This window comes from Methylobacterium fujisawaense, from assembly GCF_039619325.1.
GTDB lineage: Bacteria > Pseudomonadota > Alphaproteobacteria > Rhizobiales > Beijerinckiaceae > Methylobacterium > Methylobacterium fujisawaense.
The window spans coordinates 1032106-1056834 of the sequence record NZ_CP155000.1; the positions used below are offsets into that span (position 1 = coordinate 1032106).

26 protein-coding genes and 1 pseudogene are annotated in these 24729 nt (G+C 70.8%); 15 read left to right on the forward strand and 12 right to left on the reverse strand.

Annotated features, from left to right (window positions below; translation table 11 throughout):
• Nucleotides 1–9 precede the first annotated feature (9 nt).
• The gene (locus ABC766_RS04850; protein ID WP_287090507.1) at nt 10–1461 is read right to left on the reverse strand and encodes a hypothetical protein; all 1452 of its coding nucleotides are present in this window, start codon (nt 1459–1461) and stop codon (nt 10–12) included.
• A gap of 330 nt (nt 1462–1791) precedes the next feature.
• Between ABC766_RS04850 and ABC766_RS04855 the strand changes: the two genes are divergently transcribed.
• From ABC766_RS04855 to ABC766_RS04885, 7 genes are all read left to right on the forward strand, one after another.
• Entirely contained in the window at nt 1792–2190 is a 399-nt protein-coding gene (locus ABC766_RS04855; protein ID WP_043352051.1) for a DUF3775 domain-containing protein, read from the forward strand.
• Nucleotides 2191–2211: 21 nt separating this feature from the next.
• Nucleotides 2212–3492: an App1 family protein gene (locus tag ABC766_RS04860; protein WP_345821338.1), complete on the forward strand. Its 1281-nt coding sequence runs from the start codon at nt 2212–2214 to the stop codon at nt 3490–3492.
• Between the two features lie 124 nt (nt 3493–3616).
• Entirely contained in the window at nt 3617–4732 is a 1116-nt protein-coding gene (locus ABC766_RS04865) for an alpha/beta hydrolase (RefSeq protein ID WP_345821341.1), read from the forward strand.
• Nucleotides 4733–4882: 150 nt separating this feature from the next.
• Complete coding sequence (locus ABC766_RS04870; protein ID WP_043352044.1) at nt 4883–5140, forward strand: hypothetical protein; 258 nt, start codon at nt 4883–4885, stop codon at nt 5138–5140.
• 37 nt (nt 5141–5177) lie between these two features.
• The gene (locus ABC766_RS04875; protein ID WP_345821345.1) at nt 5178–6344 is read left to right on the forward strand and encodes an MFS transporter; all 1167 of its coding nucleotides are present in this window, start codon (nt 5178–5180) and stop codon (nt 6342–6344) included.
• Nucleotides 6345–6409: 65 nt separating this feature from the next.
• Nucleotides 6410–8599 (forward strand): primosomal protein N', encoded by a 2190-nt coding sequence (locus tag ABC766_RS04880; protein WP_053610932.1) that lies wholly within the window; start codon nt 6410–6412, stop codon nt 8597–8599.
• A gap of 74 nt (nt 8600–8673) precedes the next feature.
• Complete coding sequence (locus tag ABC766_RS04885) at nt 8674–9036, forward strand: STAS/SEC14 domain-containing protein (RefSeq protein ID WP_043352080.1); 363 nt, start codon at nt 8674–8676, stop codon at nt 9034–9036.
• Between the two features lie 6 nt (nt 9037–9042).
• Here the strand turns inward: ABC766_RS04885 and ABC766_RS04890 are convergent, their stop codons facing one another.
• The 6 genes from ABC766_RS04890 to ABC766_RS04915 form a co-directional block, all read right to left on the reverse strand.
• Nucleotides 9043–9432: a hypothetical protein gene (locus tag ABC766_RS04890; protein ID WP_043352078.1), complete on the reverse strand. Its 390-nt coding sequence runs from the start codon at nt 9430–9432 to the stop codon at nt 9043–9045.
• A gap of 361 nt (nt 9433–9793) precedes the next feature.
• Nucleotides 9794–10000, reverse strand: coding sequence for a Trm112 family protein (locus ABC766_RS04895; protein ID WP_043352039.1), 207 nt, complete (start codon nt 9998–10000; stop codon nt 9794–9796).
• Between the two features lie 12 nt (nt 10001–10012).
• Entirely contained in the window at nt 10013–10678 is a 666-nt protein-coding gene (locus ABC766_RS04900; RefSeq protein WP_043352038.1) for an LON peptidase substrate-binding domain-containing protein, read from the reverse strand.
• A gap of 49 nt (nt 10679–10727) precedes the next feature.
• A complete protein-coding gene (trxA, locus tag ABC766_RS04905; RefSeq protein WP_043388738.1) occupies nt 10728–11642 on the reverse strand; it encodes a thioredoxin in 915 nt (304 codons plus the stop codon).
• An 82-nt stretch (nt 11643–11724) separates the two neighbouring features.
• Nucleotides 11725–12192 carry a hypothetical protein gene (locus ABC766_RS04910; RefSeq protein ID WP_043352034.1) on the reverse strand — a complete coding sequence of 156 codons (468 nt, stop codon included), beginning with the start codon at nt 12190–12192 and terminating at the stop codon, nt 11725–11727.
• Nucleotides 12193–12313: 121 nt separating this feature from the next.
• A complete protein-coding gene (locus ABC766_RS04915) occupies nt 12314–13291 on the reverse strand; it encodes a glutathione S-transferase family protein (protein WP_345821350.1) in 978 nt (325 codons plus the stop codon).
• A 264-nt stretch (nt 13292–13555) separates the two neighbouring features.
• Here ABC766_RS04915 and ABC766_RS04920 point away from each other — a divergent pair, with 264 nt between their 5' ends.
• Nucleotides 13556–13780 (forward strand): hypothetical protein, encoded by a 225-nt coding sequence (locus ABC766_RS04920; RefSeq protein WP_043352033.1) that lies wholly within the window; start codon nt 13556–13558, stop codon nt 13778–13780.
• On the opposite strand, the gene ABC766_RS04925 is transcribed toward ABC766_RS04920, so the two are convergent.
• Nucleotides 13774–14733, reverse strand: coding sequence for an alginate O-acetyltransferase AlgX-related protein (locus ABC766_RS04925; protein ID WP_345821351.1), 960 nt, complete (start codon nt 14731–14733; stop codon nt 13774–13776). The two genes, ABC766_RS04920 and ABC766_RS04925, sit on opposite strands and share 7 nt — an antisense overlap.
• A gap of 72 nt (nt 14734–14805) precedes the next feature.
• Here ABC766_RS04925 and ABC766_RS04930 point away from each other — a divergent pair, with 72 nt between their 5' ends.
• The 5 genes and pseudogenes from ABC766_RS04930 (at nt 14806) to ABC766_RS04950 (ending at nt 19121) form a co-directional block, all read left to right on the forward strand.
• Complete coding sequence (locus tag ABC766_RS04930) at nt 14806–15921, forward strand: SPL family radical SAM protein (RefSeq protein ID WP_345821354.1); 1116 nt, start codon at nt 14806–14808, stop codon at nt 15919–15921.
• Between the two features lie 26 nt (nt 15922–15947).
• Nucleotides 15948–16466, forward strand: a complete 519-nt coding sequence (locus ABC766_RS04935) for a 2'-5' RNA ligase family protein (protein ID WP_345821356.1) — start codon at nt 15948–15950, stop codon at nt 16464–16466.
• Nucleotides 16467–16497: 31 nt separating this feature from the next.
• Complete coding sequence (locus ABC766_RS04940; protein ID WP_043356220.1) at nt 16498–17256, forward strand: phosphatase PAP2 family protein; 759 nt, start codon at nt 16498–16500, stop codon at nt 17254–17256.
• A gap of 102 nt (nt 17257–17358) precedes the next feature.
• Nucleotides 17359–17727 (forward strand): PilZ domain-containing protein, encoded by a 369-nt coding sequence (locus ABC766_RS04945; RefSeq protein ID WP_345821358.1) that lies wholly within the window; start codon nt 17359–17361, stop codon nt 17725–17727.
• A gap of 83 nt (nt 17728–17810) precedes the next feature.
• Nucleotides 17811–19121: pseudogene (locus ABC766_RS04950) on the forward strand (Gfo/Idh/MocA family protein).
• 6 nt (nt 19122–19127) lie between these two features.
• Here the strand turns inward: ABC766_RS04950 and flgH are convergent.
• The 4 genes from flgH to flgF are packed head-to-tail and all read right to left on the reverse strand — an operon-like array spanning nt 19128 to nt 22646.
• On the reverse strand, nt 19128–19877 hold the full coding sequence (gene flgH / locus ABC766_RS04955) for a flagellar basal body L-ring protein FlgH (RefSeq protein ID WP_043352094.1): 750 nt from the start codon (nt 19875–19877) through the stop codon (nt 19128–19130).
• Nucleotides 19878–19913: 36 nt separating this feature from the next.
• Nucleotides 19914–21065, reverse strand: coding sequence for a flagellar basal body P-ring formation chaperone FlgA (gene flgA, locus ABC766_RS04960; RefSeq protein ID WP_179698313.1), 1152 nt, complete (start codon nt 21063–21065; stop codon nt 19914–19916).
• 34 nt (nt 21066–21099) lie between these two features.
• The gene (gene flgG / locus ABC766_RS04965) at nt 21100–21891 is read right to left on the reverse strand and encodes a flagellar basal-body rod protein FlgG (RefSeq protein ID WP_043388717.1); all 792 of its coding nucleotides are present in this window, start codon (nt 21889–21891) and stop codon (nt 21100–21102) included.
• 14 nt (nt 21892–21905) lie between these two features.
• Nucleotides 21906–22646: a flagellar basal-body rod protein FlgF gene (flgF, locus tag ABC766_RS04970; protein ID WP_043388715.1), complete on the reverse strand. Its 741-nt coding sequence runs from the start codon at nt 22644–22646 to the stop codon at nt 21906–21908.
• Between the two features lie 255 nt (nt 22647–22901).
• Here flgF and fliL point away from each other — a divergent pair, with 255 nt between their 5' ends.
• Complete coding sequence (fliL, locus tag ABC766_RS04975; protein ID WP_345821360.1) at nt 22902–23447, forward strand: flagellar basal body-associated protein FliL; 546 nt, start codon at nt 22902–22904, stop codon at nt 23445–23447.
• 64 nt (nt 23448–23511) lie between these two features.
• Nucleotides 23512–24729, forward strand: coding sequence for a flagellar motor switch protein FliM (fliM, locus tag ABC766_RS04980; RefSeq protein WP_345822668.1), 1218 nt, complete (start codon nt 23512–23514; stop codon nt 24727–24729).

Here is a 24729-nt window from a genome sequence, read left to right on the forward strand (position 1 = left end):
TCCCGCGACTTATTGCGCGCCGATCTGGCGCACCGTCCACGTCGCCCAGTAGACGGGCCTTCCGTAGAGGCTCGACGTGTCGCGGCCGGAGGCGGTCGGAGCGAGCCGGTCGAGCCAGGTCAGGAACCCGGCCTTGTTCGGATAGATCGCCGGCGTGTCGAGGTTGCCTTCCGCGTCCGTCATCCAGAAATGCGCGCTCCGATCGTACCGGCCGCTGCCGTCGCCCCCCGAGCGCAGTCCGAGATAGGCCGGCGAGCGGCCGGCTTCGACCGGATCGGCGTAGAGCTTGAGGGCGCCGATGCCATCGAGGTTCATGTCGGCGGTGTACTGGAGGCAGATGTCCGCCACGGGGCCGCCCGGCGCGTTGGCGGGCCGCTGGCACGTGTAGGAGACCGCCCAGCGCTGCAAGCCCTTGGCCCGGGCCACCCGCACGAGGGACCCGGGCGGCAGCGGCCCGGCGAGCTTGCGGGCCGTCGACCAGACCTTCGCACCGGACAGGTCCTGCGCGGTGCGCAGGAAGAGCCCGGTGCGGCGCTTCTCGGGGGCGAGGCCGCAATCCTCGGGCAGCACGTCGGTGTAGACGTAGTGATAGGTGCGATCCACGACGCTGATCGAACCGGCGAGCCCGTGGGTCTCGAAGGCCGGGGCCGTGCAGGCCGAGGTCACCGGCTTGCCCGCCTCGTCGATCACCGCGGCGGGGGCGGGCGGGTCGCTGCGCCGCCCGCGGCCCGCGCCCGCCTCGAACGGCGTCCAGGCCAGGCCGTACCCGTCCGCGGTGCGGGTGCGGATCTCGAAGGTCTGGAAATCGAGGGTCCGGGCCTCGATCTGCACGCGGCGGCGGACATCGGCCGGGCCGGACGCCGGCGCGTCCTGCTCCGCTCGCCGGCGCCGACGGCGGCCCCGGCGCCCGGTCTCGGCATCGTCCCCGCCGCTGACGCCCACGCGCTCCTGCCCGAGCAGGAAGACGTAGCTGTAGGCCTCCCCGGCCCAGGTGCGGCCCGTCACCGCGATCGGGTCGCGCGGGCCGATCCCCTCGGCCGTCGGTGTCGGTTCGGACCAGCCGCGCGCCCGCGTGCTCTGCTCTGGCAGGTCGACCCAGAACCGGTCGGCCGTGGGCGGCAGCGTCGTGACCAAGGCCTCGAAGGTCCGCCCGGTGCGCAGGGCGCCGCCATCCCGGCTGTCCGTGGCGCGGCGCTCCGGGCAGGGCTCGTCCCGTCGGGATGCCACCGGGGTCTGCCCCTGGAACAGGGCCTGGATCGGGCCCGGTGCCTCGGAACGGGCAAGCCGCAGGAGCTGAACGCCGCGTACGAATGCGCAGGGCGCCGGCGCGATCAGGACGCCCTCGGCCTCCGAGCCATCCCGGCAGATCTCGAGGGCGCCGCCGCCCGTGAGGAAGCAACTCGGCGCGCTGCCCTCGTAGCTCGCGGGCCTGGCCTCGGCGGGGACCGGTCCAAGCAGCACGGATCCGGCCACTCCCCAGAGCCCCGCGAGGGCGCCGACGTGCCTGTGGCGCCCGGCCGAGCGCCGAGACCTTGAGTCGCGTACGCAGGAGACGGTGGTATCGGCGAAGGATGTTCCAGCAGACTCTATAGAAACCACGTCTATCGCCGATGTTGACCCGGTTATCGAAATAGTCTCGCAGGCTCTATCCTACGGTGGTCGAACCGGGAAGTGGCGCGGACCACGCACCGCGCCTTCGATGGGGATGGGGCGAACCCCGGGCCCGCTCGTCCGTTGTCGCGGCTTGAGGGCCCCGCTTGGCCGCTCCTGTCAGCGTTCGGAGATCAGCGCATGGATATCGCCGTCGAAACCGTCACCGACATCGTCATGCGGCTGCGCGCCATCGAGGTGAAGGAGGGCAACACCGATCCGGATTCGGGCTCGAACCCGATCGACGACGGGTCCACCGACGTCCTGACCTCCGGCACCGACGACGCCACGGAATCCGAGGTCCGGGGACTGATCGCCGGGCTCGACGACGATTCCCGGGCCGAGCTGCTCGCCCTTCTCTATATCGGACGCGGCGACATGGAGCCCGAGGAGTGGAGCGAGGCCGTGCGCTTCGCCCGCGAGCGCGAGGCCGCTGGCGAGGGCGCCGTGCGGGAGCTGCTGGGCTCGCCCGACGCCGGGGATCTGCTGGAGGAGGGCCTCGACGCGATGGGGCTCAGCCCCGAACTGCCGCAGGCCTGAGCGCCCGGGAGCGGCCGGTCCATGGCCTCACGCGTGCGCAGGGGCGCCACCAAGGCGCTGCGGGTCCTCACCCGGCCGGTCCGCCGTGCGCAGGGCCGGGGCGGCAAGGGACCGGGTGGCCTCGTGGTCGAGCCGTACCGCGGCTACGGCTCATGCGATGAGGTATTCCTGATCGGTCGCGTCTTCCGGCAATCGCCCGGGATCCCCGGCGAGGATCCCGATTCCCTGCGGGCGCAATGGCGCGACCTGCGGCGCCGCATCGCCCGGCGGGCGATTGCCGGAGCCGCCGTGACCGCCCGGTTCGGCGACGACGCCGTCCGGGTCGAGACCGACCGCGACGGTTATTTCCGTCTGCACCTGCACCCGCGCACGCGACCGGCTGCGCCGGGGGAGTGGCACGCGGTCGACCTCCTTCTCGACGCCGACCCGCCGATCCCCGCCGAGGGCGCGGTGTTCATCCCGTCCGACCAGTGCCGTGTCGTCGTCGTCAGTGACATCGACGACACGGTCATGCGCACCGGTGTCGCCAACAAGCTGACGATGCTCTGGCGCCTGTTCGTGGAGGATGCCGAGAGCCGGGTCGCCTTCCCGGGTGTCGCCGCCCTCTACCGGGCCCTGCATGCGGGCGCCGGCGGCGGCGAGGGCAACCCAATGCTCTACGTCTCCCGGGCCCCCTGGGGCCTCTACGAAATGCTGTCGGAATTCTTCCAGCGCCACGGCATTCCGGCGGGGCCGGTGCTGTTCCTGAGGGAATGGGGCCTGTCCTGGACGCATCCGCTGCCGCGCCGGGCCACCGACCACAAGCAGGCGCTGATCCGCCACATGCTCGCCCTCTACCGGGATCTGCCCTTCGTGCTGATCGGCGACAGCGGCCAGCACGATCCGGAGGTCTACGCGCAGATCGTCGAGGAGAATCCCGGGCGGGTGCTGGCAGTCTACATCCGCAACGTGTCCCGCGACTCGGCCCGGGTCGAGGAGATCGTCCGCCTCGCCGGCGCCGTCGCCCGGGCCGGATCGAGCCTGGTGCTGGCCGGCGACAGCGTCGCCATGGCCGAGCATGCGGCGGCCATCGGGTTGATCGCCCCCGAGGCGGTGGCCGGCGTCGCCGACGAGCACGCCGCGGCGGAGACCGATACACGGCGGGAGACCGCCCGGATCACGCCGGATCTCGCCGGTTCTGCCGCCGAGGACCCGATCGCCCCCGAGGCGATCGCCGAGGCGCTGGCCGGTGACGGCGCCGTGCCGGCGACCCTGGTGGTCGAGCCGGCCACCCCGGCTGCGCTGCCGCGCCTCGAAGCGTGAACGCACGGCCGTGATCGTAACCGGGGCCGCTGTCGCGGTCCGCCCCGTCGGATACTTCATGGATCCACGCAGCCGGCCCCCGCCGAGACGGGTCCGCAGACCGGGCTGCCCAGGAGGAACCGAGATGCGCCTGAGCCTGTCCGCGCTGCTGATGATCGCCTGCGGAACCCACGCCACCCTCGGGCAGGCCGCACCCGCCGAGAGGCCAGTTCCCCGTTTCGAGCAGCTCGAGGCCGAGATCGGAGCGGCCAATGCCGCGCCGGGGCCACGGACGGTACCGGCCAAGGTCGTGCCGGTGCCCGCCGACACGACGAGTCCGCAATTCCGCACGGCTGTGGCGGCGCCCTACCGCGTGCCGGCCTGGAACGCGAACCCGCCGGACGCCGCGGCCTGGAAGGCCCTGGTCGACCGGCTGGCCGCCGCCAGCGCCGCCGCCCTCCCCGCCCTGCGTGAGAAGCTCGGCGTCACCAGCGAGGCCGCCGTGATCGGTGGCGTGAAGGCCTTCGTGATCCAGCCCCGGCAGATGCCCGAGGCCAACCGCAACCGCCTGCTCCTGCACATCCACGGGGGCGGCTACGTCTACAATCCCGGCGAGTCCGGCACGCTGGAGGCGATCCTGATGGCCGGCCTCGGCGGCTACAAGGTCATCGCGGTGGATTACCGCATGCCGCCGGATGCCCCCTACCCCGCCGCCATGGACGACGCGACCGCCGTGTGGCGCGCCATGCTGACCATGCAGAAGCCTCAGAACATGGCGGTGTTCGGCACCTCCACGGGCGGCGGCATGACCCTGGCTCTGATGCTCCGCGCCAAGTCCGAGGGACTCGCGCTGCCGGCGGCGATCGGCCTCGGCACGCCCTGGTCCGACATGACCGAGACCGGCGACAGCTACCGGACCAACGAGTGGCTGGACAACGTCCTCGTCAGCTATTCCGGCTACCTGACGCCGGCCGCCAAGCTCTACGCCGCCGGTCGGGACCTGAAGGACCCGCAGCTCTCGCCGATCTATGGCGATTTCGCCGGCCTGCCGCCCGCGATCCTGATCACCGGCACCCGCGACCTGTTCCTGTCGAACACCGTGCGCACCCATCGGAAGCTGCGCGCCGCCGGGATCGAGGCGTCCCTCCAGGTGTTCGAGGGCATGTCCCACGCCCAGTACCTCTTCACCCCGGACGCCCCGGAGACCAAGGAGGTGTTCGGCGAGATGGCGCGGTTCTTCGATAGCCATCTGGGGCGGTGAGACGCGGCGCGGCGGGCTTGCGCAGGGCTTGTCCTCACGAAATGCTGCAATGCAGCATTTCGGTGGGAAGCCTTCACATCCCGGTGGCGATGCCTAGGTTTGGGCGCTCCCGTGCCGGTCCACGCTCTTCGAGCCTGTTGGAGCCCATCCGTGCAAACCTACACCCTCGCCATCGCCGACGGCGTCCTGTTCGCCTGCCTGCCCGACGAGGCCGACATCACGGCCGCGATCACCGACGCGACCGCCACCAATTACGGGTTCGGCCTCAGCCTCGACATCGTCCGTGGGGCGACCCTGACCAACGCGGCGGGGCCCGAGGACGAGGTCGTCTGGCAGGAAGGTCCCGACAGCGAGCTGCTCGACGCGCAAGGGCGGCGCTACCGCTACGCCGTCCGTCGCCCCTGCTGACCTGACTTCGGGAGGCCTGCCGGACTACGTTCCGCCCATGCAGAAGCGGGCGCCAGGGGCGGAACGACGTGGCGGGCTCCCCCGGTTCCTCGTCCTGTATGCGGCGCTCTACGGTGCCTATGGCGTTCTGTCGCCGATCCTGCCGGGCTTCCTGGCGGCCCGTGGCCTGACGCCGGCTGAGATCGGCCTTCTTCTCGCTGCCGCGGGTGCGCTGCGCCTCGGGATCGGGCCGCTGGCCGGCGCCTTCGCCGACCGCCATCGCGCCGGCAGATCCATTCTTGCGGCGAGTCTCGCGCTGGCGGGGCTCAGCACCCTGGCGCATCTGCCGGGCGTCGGGTTGGCGCAGTTGATCGCGCCGGCTCTGCTCTACGCGGTGGGCACCGCGGCCCCGGCGCCGCTCGCCGACGCGCTGGCCCTGGCGGCCGCACGGGGCGGGGCGGCGTTCCAGTACGGCTGGATCCGTGGCGCGGGCTCGGCCGCTTTCATCGCGGGCACCGCCGCCGCGGGCTGGTCGATCGGGATCTTCGGCCTCGCCGCCGCCCTCGTCGCGAGCGGCGGCCTGTTCCTCGCCGCCGGTGCGTCGGCCCTGGCGCTGCCGGCGGATCGAGCCCGAACGACCCGGGCCGGGGCGCCGTGGCACGGTTTCGCTGCCCTGATCGCGCTGCCGCGCTTCCGCCGCACGGTGCTGGTCGCCGCCCTGGTGATCGGCGCCCACGCGATGCACGACGGCTTCGCCATGATCCTGTGGCGCTCCGCCGGGATCGCGCCGGCCACCGCGGGCCTCCTCTGGTCAGTGTCGGTGGCCGCCGAGGTTCTGGTCTTCCTGCTGGTCGGGCCGCCCCTGCTGGCGCGGATCGGCCCTGCGGCAGGCGTCGCGGCCGCGGCCTGCGCGGGGGCCGTCCGCTGGGCGGTGCTGGGCTCCACGACCGCGATCCCGTGGCTCGCCGCCGTCGAGGCCCTGCACGGGGTGAGCTTCGCTCTCCTGCACCTCGCCTGCCTCGGGCTCATCGAAGCCACCACGCCGGCCGACCTCCGGACGACCGCGCTGGCCCTCTACGGCACCCTGGGCCTCGGCCTGTCCGGCGTCGCCGCGACCCTGGCCGCCGGGGCGCTCTATGGGTCCTTCGGGGCTTCCGCCTTCTGGGCGATGGCGGCCCTGAGTCTCGCGGCCCTGCCGCTGGTGCCGGGGCTGCGGGACCGCTGAAGCGGCGGGTTCTTTTCCCGGGCCTGTGGTACGGACCCGGAACGGACCCGCCCGAAAAGCCCAGCATGCCCGTCGTCGCCGAGATCCTGATCCCGCTGGCCCTCGATACACCCTACAGCTACGTGGCGCCGGCCGGGCTCGACCTCGCCGCCGGCGACGTGGTGCAGGTGCCCCTCGGACCACGCGAGATCGTCGGGGTCGTCTGGGGCGTGGCCGAGAGCCCCGGCGGCTCGAACCTGCGGCCTGTGACCGACCGCCTGCCTTTCCCGCCCCTGTCGGACCCGCTGCGCAGCCTCGTCGACTGGATCGCCCGCTACACGCTGGCGCCGAAAGGCTCGGCGCTGGCCATGGTGTTGCGCCTGCCCGACGAGGCGGCGGCCGGCGAGACCGCCCGGGTCGCCGTGCGCATCACCGACAAGCCCCCGGCCCGGCCGACCCCGGCCCGCACCAAGGTCCTCGCCGCGGCCGCCGACGGCGGTCTGCGGGGCAAGAGCGCCCTGGCCAAGGAGGCCGGGGTCTCGCTCTCGGTGGTCGACGGGCTCATCGACGACGGTGCCCTGGAGACCGTGGCGGTCGCGCCCGAGCCGGTCGCGCCGCGGCCCGATCCGGACTTCCCGCGCTCGCCGCTCTCGCCCGCCCAGGCCGAGGCCGTGGCGGCTCTGGTCGCGCCTTTTCCGTGGGACCGGCCGCCGGCGGAGGATTCGGCCGATCTCAGGCCCGTCCTGCTGGAGGGGGTCACCGGCTCGGGCAAGACCGAGGTCTATTTCGAGGCCGTGGCCGCCTGCATCCGGGCGGGCCGCCAAGCACTGATCCTGATGCCGGAAATCGCGCTGACGGCCCAGTTTCTTGACCGCTTCGCCGCCCGGTTCGGGGTTCGGCCGGCGGCGTGGCATTCCGGAATCGGCGGCAGGCGTCGCGAGCGCCTGCGGGCCGCGGTGGCCGAGGGCGAGGCGCTGGTGGTGGTCGGCGCGCGCTCGGCCCTGTTCCTGCCCTTCGCACGGCTGGGGCTGATCGTGGTCGATGAGGAGCACGAGACCGCCTACAAGCAGGAGGACGGCGTCCATTACCATGCCCGCGACATGGCGGTGGTGCGCGGCCGTCTCGAGTCCTGCCCGGTGGTGCTGACCTCGGCGACGCCCGCCATCGAGACCCGCGTCAACGCCGCAAGGGGGCGCTACCGGCACATCCTGCTCCCCGAGCGCTTCGGCGGGCGGCGCCTGCCCGACATCGCGGCCATCGACATGCGCCTCGACCAGCCCGAGCGCGGCCGCTTCCTGAGCCCGCCGCTGGTCAACGCCGTGAAGAGCACCCTGGAGCGCGGCGAGCAGGCGCTGCTGTTCCTCAACCGCCGGGGCTACGCGCCCCTGACCCTCTGCCGGGCCTGCGGCCACCGCTACCAGTGCAAGAACTGCTCGACCTGGCTGGTGGAGCATCGGTTCCGCCGGGCGCTGGTCTGCCATCAATGCGGCTATGCCGAGCGCCGGCCGGAGGCCTGCACCGAGTGCGGCACATTCGACAATCTCACCGCCTGCGGCCCCGGCGTCGAACGGATCGCCGAGGAGGCCACGGCCTTGTTTCCGGACCGGCGCGTCGTCGTCCTGTCGAGCGACTTCCCCGGCGGCGCGGAGCGCCTGCGGCAGGAACTCGATGCCGTGGCAGCCGGCGAATGCGATATCGTGATTGGGACGCAACTCGTGGCGAAGGGCCACAATTTCCCGTTCCTGACCCTGGTCGGCGTGCTCGACGCCGATATCGGCCTGACCTCGGGCGATCCGCGGGCCGCGGAACGGACGTTCCAGCTGCTGCAGCAGGTCACCGGCCGTGCCGGCCGCGGTGAGAAGCCCGGCCGCGCCCTCGTCCAGACCTACCAGCCGGACCATCCCGTGATCGCGGCCCTCCTGTCGGGGGATGCCGAGCGCTTCTACGCGGAGGAGATCCAGGCCCGCGAGGCGGCGGGCCTTCCGCCGTTCGGGCGGCTCGCCGCGCTGATCGTCTCGGCGACCGAGCGCGAGGTGGCGGAGGCCCACGGCCAGGCGCTGGCCCGCGCGGCCGAGCCGCCGGAGGGCGTGATGGTGCTGGGTCCCGCCGAGGCGCCGCTGGCCCTGGTGCGCGGCCGATACCGCTTCCGCCTGCTCGTGAAGACCGAGCGCAACGTCGATCTGCAGGCCTACCTGCGCGCCTGGATCGCCCGGGGTCCGAAGGTGCGCGGCAACGTCCGGGTCGCCATCGATGTCGACCCGCAGAGCTTTTTGTAGGACACTCGGGCGACGGGCGGCGGATCCCGGCCGGAGATTGGCCGGGACGCATGCGGTTCCCGGAGGAGCGATCAGTGCTGACTTATACCAAGACGCCGGATTCCAACGTCGCCGAGATCGTGGTCGACGGGAAGATCACCGACGAAGAGATGAACGCCATGATGACGGCGATGAAGGCCGACCTCGACAAGGGCGGCAAGATCAAGCTGCTCGAGGACATCCGCGCCTTCGAGGGCATGGAGCCGGCCGCCTTCTTCAAGGATCCGCGCTTCGGCTTCTCGATGATGAAGAGCGTCAGCCACGTCGCCCTGGTGACGGACGCGCCCTGGCTCAAGGCGCTGGCCGAAACCTTCAATTTCGTCTCGCCGACCCAGATCAAGGTGTTCGAGCGGGCCCGCATCGACGAGGCGCGCACCTGGCTCGCAGCCGCCGTCTGAGCGGTCTCAGTCGGCCTGCGCGGTGCGGGTATCGCTGCGCCGCGCGGTCCAGTGGCCGGAGCAGAGGGACGAGACCTTCCAGGTCCCCGCGCCGCTCCCGGCCCGGAGCCGCCCCGTTCCCGTGCCGCTCGCGGTGCCGTTGTTGACGGTGAGCCCGACGCTGCCATCGGCCCCGACATGCCCGTTCACCTGCGCGCCGGCGGCGCCGGAGATCAGCTGCACGTGACCCTCGCGAATGGCGAGCGCGTAGGTGTAGCGGGCGCTGCACAGACCGGTTTCCGTGACCAGTTCCACCGACCACCGTCCGTTATGCGTGCCGGGCTCCGCGCTGGCGGGCGCGCAAAGGGGAAGGAACAGGCCGGCGGCGAGGGCCGCGACGGCGGTCAGCTTGATCATGCGGGGCGATCTCTCAGCGAAGTGGATGCCGCCTGAGGCGGGATGCACGGTCAGAATCATCGATCGGGGATGACTCGACGCTGAACGATCGAAGCGGCAAGAGTATGGCCGCCACGCGTTAGCTCAAGATAGAGCAGGGTCGGCGAAGGGCGAAGTAATAGTCAAGCTCGATAGATCCGAATCTGCTCTCCGATCGGAAGACCTGATGCCAAGTCTCGCCGACATCCTGAGGTTTGGCAGGGGGGGCGGCCGGCACGGGGCGCGCCGAGCCCGACCGGAGGGGGCGGGTCCCGTAAGCACGGGGCGCTCGGGATGCGAAGCGACGCGGGCTGCCCCCCGCGCAAACGAGCGGCCCGGGCGATCAGTCCGTCAGCGGCCGGGCTTCTTCCGGCAGCATGATCGGGATCCCGTCGCGGATCGGATATGCGAGCTTGGCGGAACGGCTAATCAGCTCCTGGCGGACGGAATCGTATTCCAGCGTCCCTTTGGTCAGCGGGCAGACTAGGATCTCCAGAAGCTTCGGGTCCACGCGGGTCGCTTCGACGGGGGCGGTGAGGTCGTTGGTCATCGTTCGTGCAGCCTATTGCATCGTCGACTCGGGGCCCGAGCCGCGAACCAGTTCCATCTGCGTGACCGCGATCAGGATCTCGGCCCGCGTCTTCAGGTCGGGGGCCTCGAGCATCGCCTGTTTCTCGCGCACACCGAACGGACTCATCATGCAGAGGGCGTTGACCAGCGCCTCGTCGGGCGCCTCGTCGATTCCGGCCCAGTCCACCTTGAGGTCGTTCGACTCCACGAAGTCGCGCAACGCCTTGAGCACGCCCGCGCGGTCGACCTGCTCCTCGCCCGCCCGGGGCTCGAAGTCCACAGCGAAGTCGTCATAGGAGACGTGGCAGCGGCGATAGGGGCCGATCGATGCCAATTCGCTCTCGACCCGGAAGCGCGTGATGCCGGTGAGCGAGATCAGGTATCGTCCGTCGCCGGTCTCCGCGTACTGGGTCACCCGCCCCGCGCAGCCGACGCGGTAGAGTTTCGGATTGGCCCCGCCCGATCCTTCCGGATCCGGCTGGATCATGCCGATGATCCGGTCCGTGCGCATGGCATCGTCGACCATGGCGAGATAGCGCGGCTCGAAGATGTTCAGCGGCATCTGCCCGCGGGGCAGCAGCAGCGCCCCGGAGAGGGGGAAGACCGGGATGACCGCGGGACAATCCGCCGGGCCCTTGTAGCTCGCATGGGTGCTCATGGCGCCTCCCGGGGGGGCCGATTGGTGGTCCGAAGCGCGAGCCGGAACCTCACGAGAACAAAAGCGCCGAGAGCTTGCGCCGTCCGCGGATCGTATCCGGATCCATCACGCCCCAGGCCTCGAAGAACTGCAGCAGCTGCTTGCGCGCCCCGTCGTCGTTCCAGTCCTTGTCGCGCCGGCGCAGTTCGATCAGGTGGTCGACCGCCTGGCCGCGCTCGCCCCGGGCGGCGAGGCCCAGCGCGAGGTCGAACCGCGCCTGATGGGCGTCCGGGTTGGCCTCCACTTCCCGCTGCACGCCCGCGAGATCGCCGAGCGAGGCGGCCTGCTCGGCGAGTTCGAGGGCGGCGCGGATGCCGGCGAGCGCCGGATCGCCAGCCTTCGCCTCCGGCACCATGGCCAGAACCCGCTTGGCGTTCTCGATCTCGCCTGCGTCGAGCTGCATCTTGGCGAGGCCGGCCAGTGCCGTGACGTTGTCGGGCTGCTGCTCCAGGACCGCCGCGTAGATTTCCGCGGCACCGGCGAGGTCGCCCTCCTCGATGAGGGCGGCGGCGTCCGCCAGGGCGGCCTCGAGCGGATCTTGCTGAGGACCGGCCACGCGCCCGATCAGCTCCTTGATCTGGCTCTCGGGGACCGCGCCCATGAAGCCGTCGACCGGCTGGCCCTTCTGGAAGACGATGACCGCCGGAATCGACTGGATGCCGAGCTGACCTGCGATCGAGGGATGCTCGTCGATGTTCATCTTCACCAGGGCGACCGCGCCGGCGGCCTCCCGGACCACCTTCTCCAGCACCGGCGTGAGCTGCTTGCAGGGTCCGCACCAGGGCGCCCAGAAGTCGACCAGCACAGGCCGGTGCATCGACTCGGCGAGCACGTCCTGCCGGAAGCTCGCAGTGGTCGTGTCCTTGATGAGGGTGCCGGTGTCGCCGGCCGGGGCACCGCCCCCGGCGAGGGTGTCGTTGAGCATCGGTCTGGCTTCGGAACCTTTTTCGTGGAGTTCCCTAAATGGGGCTTCCGCCATGATCTGACCAGCCCAAAGACAGGGACGCTCAGCGGGCCGGTGCGGCGGCCGGCGCACCGGCAGGCGCCTTGGCCGCAGTCACGAACGTTCCGGCAAACGGGCGTCCGTCGGCCGTGCTGGCCTCGCAGGTGATCGCGGTGCGGCCCGGTTCCGGGGTGGAGAAGCGGCAAGCGCCGATCGCCAGGATCGGGGCGCCATCCTTTCCGGTGGTGACCACGTTGATCGGCTGCAGCGGATCGGTCTCCTCGGTGGCTTCCTGCTGGGCGCCGTTACCGCTGAAGCTGAGCGCCTGACCGTCGGAGGTGGTGAAGTCGAAGCTGGTGCGATTGCGACTCACCGCGTTCGTCAGGACGTTGCTGCAGGAGCTGCTCAGATCCTGCGTGCCGATCACGAGCTTCTCGCAGGTGCCGTCCAGCCGCAACGCGGCCTGGGCGCGTGCCGCGGAGGGAAGGCTGACGAGAGCGCAGAGCAGCGCGAGGCGCAGGCGATTGGTCATGGCGGGTCGGGCATCCTCCGGTTGAGAGCCGAACTAGGCGCACGGCGCCCGCCGTCGAGGGGGCGGCATCGGGACGGGCCGGCGTCGGGCTCACCACGGGCCGAACCCCAGCCGCAGCCGGCTAGCCCGCAAACCGCAGGGCACGGTCGTTCGGGGCGGCGAAATCCAGGTTGGGTCCGAGGGGCACGATCCCCGTCGGATTGATGGTCGGATGGCTCTCGTAATAATGCCGCTTGATATGCGTCAGATCGACGGTCGGCGCGATGCCGGGCATCGCATAGAGATCGCGGAGATAGTTCGAGAGGTTCGGATAGTCGGCGATCCGGCGCCTGTTGCACTTGAAGTGCCCGACATAGACCGCGTCGAACCGCACCAGGGTGGTGAACAGGCGGATATCCGCCTCGGTCACGCGGTCGCCGCAGAGGTAACGGCTCCGGTCGAGCCGCGCTTCGAGCGCATCGAGCTCGGCGAACAGGGCCTCGAAGGCTTGGGCATAGGCGTCCTGGGTGGTGGCGAAGCCCGCCTTGTAGACACCGTTGTTCACCCGGTCGTAGACCCGAGCGTTCACCGCGTCGATCTCGGGACGCAGGTCCGCCGGGTAGAGATCCGGACCCATACCCCCGAAGGCGGCGTTCAGCATCCGCAGGATCTCGGCGGATTCGTTCGACACGATGGTGCCGCGCTCCCGGTCCCACAGCACCGGCACGGTGACGCGGCCGCTGTAGGACGGGTCGGCCGCCAGGTAGACCTCGTAGAGGCGCCGTGCGCCGTGGATCGGGTCCGGCGTCGCGCCCGGCGTGTCACCGAACACCCAGCCATCGGCGCCCATATGCGGATCGACCACCGAGACGGAGATCGCGTCTTCCAGCCCTTTGAGCGCGCGCCCGATCAGCGTGCGGTGCGCCCAGGGACAGGCCAGGGAGACGTAGAGATGGTAGCGGCCCGGCTCGGCCCGGAAGCCGCCCGATCCGGAGGGGCCCGGTGATCCGTCGGCGGTCACCCAGTTGCGGAAGGCGGAGGCCTTGCGCTCGAAGCGGCCGCCCGTCGCGGCGGTGTCGTACCACTGGTCGCGCCAGATGCCGTCCACGAGGAGGCCCATCGTCGTCTCCGGTCCCATAAGCGATCCGACCCAGATGGGCCTCGCGCGGCGTCTGTGAAGACGGATGCCGGTCTGCATCCGAGGAGCGCCGACCGCGCGACCGGTGCGCCCGTTCCCGCCGGCCCGCGAGTTCTGCGCAAGGCAGGGCTGCGCCGATCCTTCTGTTGCGGTGCAGCAAACTGAGCCATCTCTCGGGCACCCACCCGTCGCCGCGCACGTGCCGCAGCGGCCCGATCGCGTGGGGAGATCGATGGAGGTGAAGTGATGTCGTTCGCGCTGGTGCCCGTCGCCGAGGCGGCCCTGTTCACGTTCGGATGCTTGGTGATCCATGCTCTGCGGCGCCATGCCGACGTGGTCACGGCAACGCTCGCGTGCCTCGCGACGCTCCTCGTCCTGATGATCGGGATCGCCTGCGCGCCGGAATCCGTCGCCAAGTATCAGGCCGCCAGCGTCACCGACTTCGCCCGCCTGGATCCGGCCATCTACTGAGGCGCCACGGCACGTCCCAGGCCGTCGCTCCTGAGCCGCGCGAGGCGACCGCCCGTCCCGCGCTGACCGGCGACGGCCACGTCGAAATCGTCCTTCGGCAGCTTGGCCAGGAAGCGCTCGGCGATCTCGAACAGCAGGATGTCCGGACGCACGCGCTCGATGTAGGGCCAGTCGAGGCTCGAAGACCAGATGAAGTGAACCTCGCTGAAACTCTCGGCGAGCAGCCCAGTCAGCAGGAACGGGTCGAAATGGGCGCAGGAATCGCCGAACAGGACGAGCCGTCGCGGATCGGCCCCCGGGGACGGGTTTCGATAGACGACATGAGCGCCGACATGCACCTCGCGGTCGCGCCCCTGCGCCTCGTAGGCGGCCAGTAGCGGCCCGGTCTCCACCCGCATCGCATCGCGCTGCAGCGTGAACCGCTCCAGCCGCTCGCGCGGCCGCTCGGGCAGCTTCTCGCCGAGATCCATGATCTGTTCCGAGACGGTACCGGGACGCCCGCCGATATCGGCGGGCGGAACCGCCCCGAGCGCCCGCATGATCTCGCGATAGGCCAGCAGGCACCCCTGCGCGGTCCAGTGGGTGTCGGTGCGCAGGTAGAGCGGCGTCGCTCCGTTGCGGGCAGCGCGAAGCGGCGCGAGAAGGTCGAGATAGGCCGGGTGTCGCGCGAGGCGTCGGGCCAGTCGCCGGGTCGAAGCCTTAGCCGGCGCGTAGCGCAGGCCGTCGGTCTTGTCGTCGTAGACCGACAGCTTCTCCGGCACGATCACGTGGAGGCAGCGAATGCCGAGGTCCTCGGCCCGCCGCGCACGGGCCTTGATCAGCCGCGTCCAGCCGCGCAGCAGCAGCCAGTGCCGCAGACCGCCGCGATACCGGTCCATGACCCGGTTGGTTCCTCCGGTGAGAAATAACCAGCCGTCGCGGCCGACATGGACGCTCTCCCTGCCTGAAGACATGACGGTGCTTTAGCCGCACCGTGAGCTGGCGACTAGGCCGGACCCGGTGCCGGGACGAGGCGTTCCTCAGGCATGCCGCCTTCGTCCCTCCCGGCCGTTCAGACCCCCGATGGCCCGGAGCCCGTCCGCCCGGGGCGCCCGTGGCACCCGCGCCGGGTGCTGGTGATGCCGTCCGCTCTGGAGCATCCCCATGGCCGGGCCATGCAGGCCCGCGCCGAGGCCCTGGGCCTGCCGGTGGAGCGCCTGCCGTCCAACCGCCTGCCGAGCCCGCGCGAGGCGGATCCCCGCCGGGCCTACGCGGCCGCGAAGGCGACCCTCGTCCTGACGAGCGCCCCGCCGACCAAGCTGCGGCTGCAGCCGATCCCGCCCTCGGCCGATTGGCGCTTCGACCTTGCCGAGGGTTGCCCCGCCCATTGCCAGTACTGCTACCTCGCCGGCTCGCTCGCCGGGCCGCCGGTGACGCGCGCCTATGCCAATCTCGAGGCGATCCTCGGCAACCTCACGGCCTATGCCGGGCGCGGGGCCGTGACCTCGGCGTCCCGGGAGCGGGCGCACGAGGGAACCACCTTCGAGGCGTCCTGCTACACCGATCCCCTCGGCATCGAGCACCTGACCGGCTCGCTCTCGGCGGCGATCCGGCATTTCGGCGCCTGGGACGCGCCGGTTCAGTTGCGCTTCACCACCAAGTTCGCCGCGGTGGCACCGCTCCTCGACCTGCCGCACAACCGGCGCACGCGGATCCGCTTCTCGGTCAACCCGCGGGCCGCCGCGCGTTACGAGGGCGGCACCGATCCCCTCCCCGCCCGGCTCGCCGCCATGGCCGAGGTGGCCCGGGCCGGTTATCCGGTCGGCCTGACCGTCGCGCCGATCCTGCCGGTCCCGGACTGGGAGGCAGCCTATGCCGGGCTGATCCGCGCCGCCGCCGACGCCCTCGCCGATGTGCCGGATCTCGACCTCACCGCCGAACTCATCACCCATCGCTTCACCCCCGGCTCGAAGGCGGTGCTGCGCGGCTGGTATCCCGGCTCGGACCTGCCCCTCGACGAGGCCGAGCGCGTCGAGAAGCGCACCAAGTTCGGCTCCGTGAAGTATGTCTTCCCGAAGCTCCTGATGCAGGCGATGCGCAGCCACCTCACCGATTGCCTCGCCCGAGACCTGCCGACGGCGCGGATTCTGTACTGGACCTGAGCGGCTTCGGGCGCCATCTGGCCCGCATGATGGACGCGGCCCCCCTGATCCTGACGCTCGCCTTCGATGAGCCGACCTTCGCCCGGTTCGACGGCGAGCGGCGTCGCTACTTCCCCGAAGCGCTGAATCACATTCCCGCCCATGCGACGCTGTTCCACCACCTGCCGGGCGACCGGGAGCGGGGCGTGATCGAGGCCATCACCGCCCTCGCCCGCACCGTTCCGACGCCGGAGGTCGCCGTGACGGGCCTGCGCTTCACCGGCCGGGGCGTCGCCTACGTGCTCGAATCCGATGCGCTGTCGAACTTCCGGGCCCGCCTTGCGCAGGGCTTCGCGCCTCATCTCACCGCCCAGGATCGGCAGGGCTGGCGCCCCCACGTTACGGTCCAGAACAAGGTGGCCCCGGACAAGGCGCGGGCGCTCCACGCCGACCTGTCGGCCGGTTTCGCGCCGTTCCGCTTCGCCGCGCCGGCGACGCTGCTCTGGCGCTACCGTGGCGGTCCCTGGGATGCGGTGGCCCGCCTGCCCTTCGGAGAGAACGACTGATGACGCACGTCCCCGACCCGGATCCCGCCGCATGAAGGCCCCGAGCCAGATCCGCAACAATCGCCTGATCGAGCCCGCCCTGGCGGTGTGGCTGCGGTTGCGCCTGAACGAAGTCGGTCCCCTCGTCGCCCTGCTCTGCCTGAGCACCCTCGGCTATGGGTTCTTCTACCTCGCCCACGAGGTCGGCGAGGGCTCCACCGCGGCCCTCGACCGCCGGATCCTGCTCGCCCTGCGCAACCCCGCCGATCTCGCCGATCCGATCGGGCCGCCCTGGCTCGAGGAGACGATGCGCGACATCACCGGGCTCGGCAGCGTCTTCACGGTGCTGTTCCTCACCTGCGCGGTGGCGGGCTATCTCGCCGTGTCCGGGCGGCGGCGCATCGGCCTCTACGTCCTGGCCGCGGTGGGCAGCGGCGAGCTGGTCTCGACCTTGCTGAAGATGCTCTACCACCGGCCGCGACCGGACCTCGTCCCTCACGGCATGGAAGTGTTCACGGCGAGTTTTCCGAGCGGCCACGCCACCATGTCGGCCATCGCCTATCTGACCCTGGCGACCCTCATCGCCCGGGTCGAGCGCAACCGCCGCGCGAAGGCACTGGTCCTGGCCCTCGGAGTCAGCGTGACGTTGCTGGTGGGCATCAGCCGCATCTATCTCGGCGTGCACTGGCCGAGCGACGTGCTGGCCGGCTGGTGCATCGGCGCGGCCTGGGCATCCCTGTGCTGGTTCGTCGCCCTGCAGCTGCAGCGTCGCGGCGAGGTCGAGGCGCCCGATCCGCCGCCGCCCGCCTGAGGCCGCCATTAAGGTAAACTGACGGTTAAAGAAGACGGGCCGGTCCGCTTCGGGCTCAATGGCGGTTGTCCCGACATCCGCACCCATCAGGATGAAGCGCTCGTGGTCGACCGACGCCGTACTGCCCGACGCCGCGTCTGCCTGGGCGGCCGACTCCGCGTCGCGGCCTTTCTGCCGGATCTCGACTGCACGGTCCGCGACGTGTCCCTGGACGGGGCACGGATCCGGGTCCCTGCCGACGCCACGCTGCCCGATTGCATCGAGCTGTTCATCCCCGGCCGTGGCGAGACCCGGCGGGCCTTCATAGCTTGGCGGGCGGGCGAGAGCGTCGGTCTCGGTTTCGCCGAGACGGGGGCCGCGACGCAGCCGGCGGCGATCGCGCGCCGGCTCGCCGCCAGCGAGGCGGAGGTGGCGCGTCTGCGCGCCGCGCTTCTCGACGGAAACGGCACGCCGCCGGGTCGCGTTCACTGAGAGCGCGGTCCCGCCCTCGGCGGCTTCCACGCCACGCGGCGCCCAAGGCGCCTCCATTCCGTCCCGGCGACACGGCGAGGCCCATGGCAGACGACACCCGGCTCTCACGACGCAATCTTCTCGCGGCCGGGGGCGCCCTGGCCGGCGCCGCGATGGGCGGCGGCGCCCAGGCCGCCCCGGCGGGCACTCCACCGGCCCCCTCGGTTCCGGCCGATACCGGTGCCGTGCAGGGCGGACGGGTGATGTTCCCGAACTGGCGCGGTGCCGGCGACAGGCCGCCCGCCCCGAGCCCGGCGCCTCAGCCGCCGGGCCAGCGGGTCGGCTACTGCGTCGTCGGTCTGGGGCGCCTGAGCCTCGACGAGATTCTCCCGGCTTTCGGCGAGGCCAAGCGCGCCCGCCTGGCGGCGGTGATGTCGGGCTCCCCCGACAAGGCGAAGCTCGTGGCCCGGCAATACGGGCTGCCGGACGATGCCGTGTACGGCTACGACGCGTGGGATCGGCTGAAGGCCAACCCGAACGTCCAGGCGGTCTAAATCGTCACGCCGAACGGCGTGCACCGGGACAACGTCGTGGCGGCCGCGGCGGCGGGCAAGCAGGTGCTCTGCGAGAAGCCGATGGCGGTCTCCTCGGACGAGTGCCGCGAGATGATCGCGGCCTGCGCCAAGGCCGGCGTCAAGCTGATGATCGCCTATCGGTGCCAGTACGAGCCGCACAACCGGGCCGTAATCAAGCTCGCCCGTTCGGGCGAGTTCGGCCGGCCCCGGCTGATCCAGGCCTTCAACGGTCAGACCACGGGACTGCCGGAGCAGTGGCGCCTGCGGAAGGCGCTGGCAGGAGGCGGGTCGCTGCCGGATATCGGGCTCTACTGCCTGAACACCACCCGCGCGGTCCTCGGCGAGGAGCCGAACCTGATCCAGGCCCAGATCCACTCGCCGCCGGACGATCCCAAATACCGCGAGGTCGAGGAGACGGCGAGCTTCACCCTGCACTTCCCGTCCGGCGTGATCGCCCAGTGCCTGTCGAGCTACGGGGTCTACGAGGCGCGAAGCCTGACCCTGCACACCGGAACCGCCGCCATCGACCTCCAGAACGCCTTCGCCTACCAGGGCCAGCGGCTCATCATCGGCCACCGCGACGGCAAGAACGCCGCGCGGGACGAGAAGGTCCTGAGCCCCAAGAACCAGTTCGCCCTGGAACTCGACCACTTCGCGCGCTGCATCCAGGAGGATCTGCGTCCCCGCACCCCCGGCGAGGAGGGGCTGCAGGATCAGGTGCTGATGGAGGCGATCTACGAGGCCGCGCGGACCGGCGCTCCGGTCAAGGTCGGGCCGCCCCCCGGCGCCGGGTCCGGCCTCGACGTCACCCGTGGGCCGGAGCCGGAGGAGCTGGGCTGAAGGGCCTTAGAACGGCAGCAGGATGTCGACGATCTGCTGGCCGTAGCGCGGCTGCTGCACGTCGGTGATCTGGCCCCGCCCGCCATAGGCGATCCGGGCCTGGGCGATCTTGGTCGAGTCGATGGTGTTGTCCGACTCGATATCCTCCGGCCGGACGACGCCCGCGACCACCATCTCGCGCACTTCGAAGTTGACGCGGATCTCCTGCTTGCCTTCGACCACGAGGTTGCCGTTGGGCAGAACCTGGGTGACCACCGCGGCGACGTTCGTCGTCACGGTCTCGGCGCGCTGGACCGAGCCGGCACCGTCATTGGCGGTGGCCGAGGTGGCGGACAGCAGCGCGGTGCTGCCGACGCCGAAGGACTTGCCGACCGCGTTGTTCTCCAGTCCCAGAGCGTTCGGCAGGCCGAAGCTCTCGGTGTTGGCCCGGGAGCGCTTGGTCTCGTTGCTGATGTTGGCCTGATCGGTGACGTTGACCTTCACGGTCAGGAGGTCGCCGAGCCGGGCGGCGCGCTGATCCTTGAAGAAGGCGCGGGAGCCCGTCCGCCACAGCGAGTTCGGGGCGTACGAGACCGGCTGGACGTCGGGCATCGGCATCCGCACCGGCTTGTAGCCCGGCTGGGTGGTGGGATCCTCGATCGCCGACAAGGCCGGGGTCGCGCCCACCTGCGAGAGGCGGTCGGCGGTGTTGCAGGCACCGAGCGCGCCGGCGATCAGAGCGGCGGCGAGCGGGTTCAGGACGATGCGGCGGGCCATCGGGCAATCACTCTTCGACGCGTGCAGGACGGGCGGTCAGCGCAGGGAGGCGGTCGCCTGGACGGGGGCGGCGCCGGCGGCCTGCTGAGCCGCGGGGCTGGGGCTCACCGAGACCCGGCCGGGGCCGATCACGGTGGCCTGCAGGATCTTCTTGGAGGCGACGTTGACGACGTTGACGACGGCGCCCATGCGGCCGGAATCGTTCGACAGGCCGCGCATCGACAGGCTGACGTTCGGCGTCTCGTACACGATGGTCACGTTCTCGCCGCGCGCGACCAGTTCGGGCGGGGCGGTGTCGGTCATCCGCAGCACGGTCCCGGCGGTGAGCGTGTTCTGGGCGACCTCGCCGATGACGGCCGTGGCGCTTCCCTGCGCGTCGGAGGCGACGGTCTCGCGCGGACGCCGCTCCGCCACGACGTCGCCCTCCTTCACCGGTTCGCCGCGGTTGAGCGTCCGGGTGAGCACCGCCACTTCGCGCAGTTCGACGACCACGCCGGATACCCGCAGGGAGGCCTGCCGCTCGCCGAGGCTGACCAGCCCCGCGACGCGGCGGGAGCGCAGGTCGTAGGTGACGTCGAGGGCCGCGGCCTGCCCTTCGAGGTCCACCGGAGCGAGCAGGGTCGGGCCGTCGCCGTCGAAGCGGATCGTGACGCTGCGGGGGTCGAGCCCGTAGCTGGTCTCGAGGCCGCGCTTGAGCGCGGCTTCGATCTCCGGCGGCCCGAGGCGGCGGGCGGCGCGCTGCACGGCGATCTGCAGCCGGCCCCCGGTCTCCAGGTTGGTGAGACCCAGGGCGGCGGCCGCGTCGAGGATGCGGCGGGTCTGGATCGTCCCGGTGGCGCCCAGGGTGGGTGCGCGGAACAGCGGACGCGCGGCCAGGCGCTCCGGCACGCCCTCGACCAGGTCGGCCAGCGTCAGGATGTCTCCGCGGGCTGTGACGTCGCCGCGCAGCCGCAGACCTTCAGCCTGGGCCATGGCGGGGATCGCCAGGGCGCCGAGGACCGCGAAGGTCAGGAAGGCCAGCACCGCGCGCAGGATCACGGCCGAGCCCAGGGGGGAGACCCGCGGCCGGGGACGGCGGATGATCGGGCTGATGTCACTTCCGTCCGCCATGCCGATACGGGGCAGATCGAGGGTCTCGAAGTCGGGATCGGGATGGGCGGGATGAGCGGGATGCATGCCGGCATACATGTTCAGGGACCTGAAGCGGGTGCGGGTCGCGCGGTTAGCTGCGGAACATCTGCGTGGTGGTGGAGAGCATCTGGTCGGCCGCGGTGACGACCTTCGAGTTCATCTCGTAGGCGCGCTGCGCGGCGATCAGGGACGAGATCTCGGTGACGGCGTTCACGTTCGCCTCTTCCAGGTAGCTCTGCTGGAGGTTGCCGAAGCCGTCGGCGCCCGGCAGGCCGCTGATCGCCTGCCCGGAGGCCGCGGTCTCGACGAACAGGTTGTCGCCGATCGATTCGAGGCCGACCTTGTTGACGAAGCGCGAGAGCTGGAACTGGCCGAGCGCCTGCGGCGCCGTCTGGCCCGGAATGCTCGCCTGCACGACGCCCGTCGCGCTGATCGTCACCGACGTCGCGTTCTGCGGCACGGTGATCGCCGGATCGAGCAGGTAGCCGTCGCGGGTGACGAGCTGGCCCGAGGCCGAGAGGTCGAAGGAGCCGTCCCGGGAATAGGCGGTGCGGCCGTCCGGGAGCGTCACCCGGAAGAACCCCTCGCCGCGGATCGCGACGTCGTAATCCTTCTCGGTGGACGAGAGCGTGCCCTGTGACATCACGCGGGCTGTCGAGGTCGTCTTCACGCCCGAGCCGAGGGCGAGGCCGGCGGGAAGCTGGGTGTTCTGCTGCGAGGTCGAGGCGCCGGCCCGTCGCAGGTTCTGGTAGAGCAGATCCTGGAAGTGCACCTGCTGGCGCTTGTAGCCGGTGGTGCGCAGGTTCGCGATGTTGTTCGAGATGACCTGGACGTTGAGTTCCTGGGCCGCCATGCCGGTGGCGGCGGAGTAGAGGGCGCGCATCGGCCGAGCTCCCCTTAGGCGACGTCGGCGAGGCGGCGGATCGCCGTGCCCCGCAGGTCGTCGAGGCGCGAGATCATGCTCGACACCATGGCGTAGGACCGGTTCACGTCCATCAGCCGGGTCATCTCGATCACCGGGCGGACGTTCGAGCGTTCCAGCGCTTCGGATTCCAGGCGTCCGTCGATGCCGGCGGGGCGTGCCGGCTCCGGCGAGGCGTAGAGGTTGCCCCCCTCGTTGGTCAGCCGCTGTGGGTTGGCGAAGGTGACGAGCTTGATGCGCCCGCGGATGCCGAGATTGGTCGACACGGTACCGTCGGGGCCGATGGCGAGGCCGGTCTCCTGCGGGTTGATGGTGATGGGTCCGCCCTCGCCCGCCACCTTGTAGCCGTCGCTGGTGACGAGCGCACCCTGCGGGTCGATCTCGAAGGCGCCGTTTCGGGTGTAGCGCTCGCCCTGGGGGGACTGCACGGCGATGAAGGCCGCGCCCTTGATCGCCACGTTGAGCGGGTTGCCGGTCCGCTCGACCGGGCCCTGCCCGAGATCGAGGGTGGTGCCCTGGTCGATGACGTAGGAGAGACGCCGGTCGGGCCGGGCGAACGAATCCGCGCTGGCCACCGGCATCAGGTATTCCTGGAAGCGGGTGTTGCGAGCCTTGAACCCGGTGGTCGAGACGTTCGCCATGTTGTTGGCGATCACGTCCAGCTCGCGCTGGAGCGCCATCTGGCTCGACACGCCGACGAAGAGGGCATTCTGCATCGTGGACTCTGGGACTCGCGGGCCGCGGAGGCGGCAACGATCCATTCAGCATCCGCTGTGCCAAACCCAACGGAAGAAAATTCCATCGTTCTGACAAGGACTTGACGGGGATTGCGCGGTCGTCGCGTCGGCGCCGGGTCTGCGTTGCGGCAAACCTGGCCCGGCAGGAATTGCCTGCTTAACGGCACGTTAACCGTGATGCTCCGATATCCGGGTGTACCTGGCGCGCAGTCTCCCGCGAGAGAGCATTATTCCATGGCCAAGAAGCCGAAGAAGGCCTCCGCCGAGGAAGGCGGGGCCGGAGCCGAAAGCGCCCCGAAGGGCAAGAAGAAGCTCATGATCATGGTGGCCGTCGCGGTCCTGCTCGTGGGCGGCGGCGCGGGCGCCTTCCTGATGATGGGCGGCGGCGGCAAGGAGGCCGCACAGGACGGCGGCCACGGCGGAGGGCACGGCGCAGACGGCAAGGGTGTCGGCCCGGACGGCAAGAAGCCCGTGGTCTTCGTGGACGTGCGCGAGATGCTCCTCAACCTCAGTCCGGACCAGCCGCAGGACAAGGCCCGGTACGCGAAGGTCCGGATCGCCCTGGAGCTGAAGGACGCGAAGGCCGAGGAGGAGGTCAAGCCGCTGATGCCGCGGGTGGAGGACGCGCTGCAGGTCTACATGCGCGAGCTGCGCGCCAGCGACATCACGAACTCGGTAGGCCTGTTCCGGCTGCGCGAGGAATTGCTGCGGCGGGTCAACATCGCCCTGTATCCCGCCAAGGTCGATGCGGTGCTCTTCAAGGACGTGATCGTCCAATGAGCGCGCCTGCGACCACCCCCATCGCCTCCAACCCCGCGCCGGGCCGGCCCCCGATCGAGCACGCCTGATGGAACCCGAGGACGAACTCCCCGAGGACGATTGGTCGGCAGCCCTTCTGGAGCAGGGCGCCGAGGGCGGCGACTCGTCCCTCGCCGAGGAATGGGGCGCGGCCCTCGCCGAGCAGGGCACCACGCGCAACGCGAGCGACGTCGCCGCCGAATGGGCGACGATGATCGAGGACGGGGAGAGCGACAACCTCCCCGAACTCGCCGGCAACGACCGGGTGCTGAACCAGGACGAGATCGACGGCGTCCTCGGCTTCTCCATGCGCGAGCTCTCGGCCTCGGGGGCCGGGGGCGTTCAGGCCATCGTCGATTCGGGCGTCGTTCAGTACGAACGCCTGCCGATGCTGGAGATCGTCTTCGACCGGATGATCCGGTTGCTGTCGACCTCCCTGCGCAACCTGTTCCAGGATAACGTCGAGGTGACGCTGGACAACATCACCTCGGTGCGCTTCGGCGACTATCTCAACGCGATCCCGCTGCCGACCCTGCTCGGCGTGTTCCGGGCCGAGCAATGGGAGAATTCCGGCCTCGTCACGGTCGATTCGAACCTCGCCTACGCGACCTTCGACCTGCTGCTCGGCGGCAAGCGCGGCAGCTTGTCGAGCCGTCTGGACGGTCGCCCGTTCACCGCCATCGAGATGACGCTGGTGCGCCGCCTCGTGGAGATCGTGCTGGGCGATCTGGAGCTGTCGTTCCAGCCGCTGTCGCCCGTGACCTTCGGCATCGACCGGATCGAGACCAACCCGCGCTTCGCCACGATCACGCGGCCGGGCAACGCCGCGATCCTGATCAGCCTGCGCCTGGACGTCGACGGGCGCGGCGGCATGCTGCAGATCCTGTTCCCCTACGCGACGATCGAGCCGATCCGGGAACTCCTGACCCAGAGCTTCATGGGTGAGAAGCTCGGCCGCGATCACGTCTGGGAAGGCCACCTCGCCACCGAGATCTGGCAGGCCGACGTGACCATGGAGGCGGTGCTGCACGAGATGATGCTGCCGCTCAAACAGGTCATGAGCCTGAAGGTCGGCGAGACGCTGATGTTCGACGCCAAGCCGTCGGATCTCATCACCGTGCGCTGCGGCGACTGGGCGCTTACCCAGGGGCGGATGGGCCGCGTCGACGGGCACATCGCCGTCCAGGTCACGCGGCCCCTGCGCCGCTCGCGCACGACGATCCAGGCCTACGAGGCCTCGATGAACAACCGGTCGGACAATTAG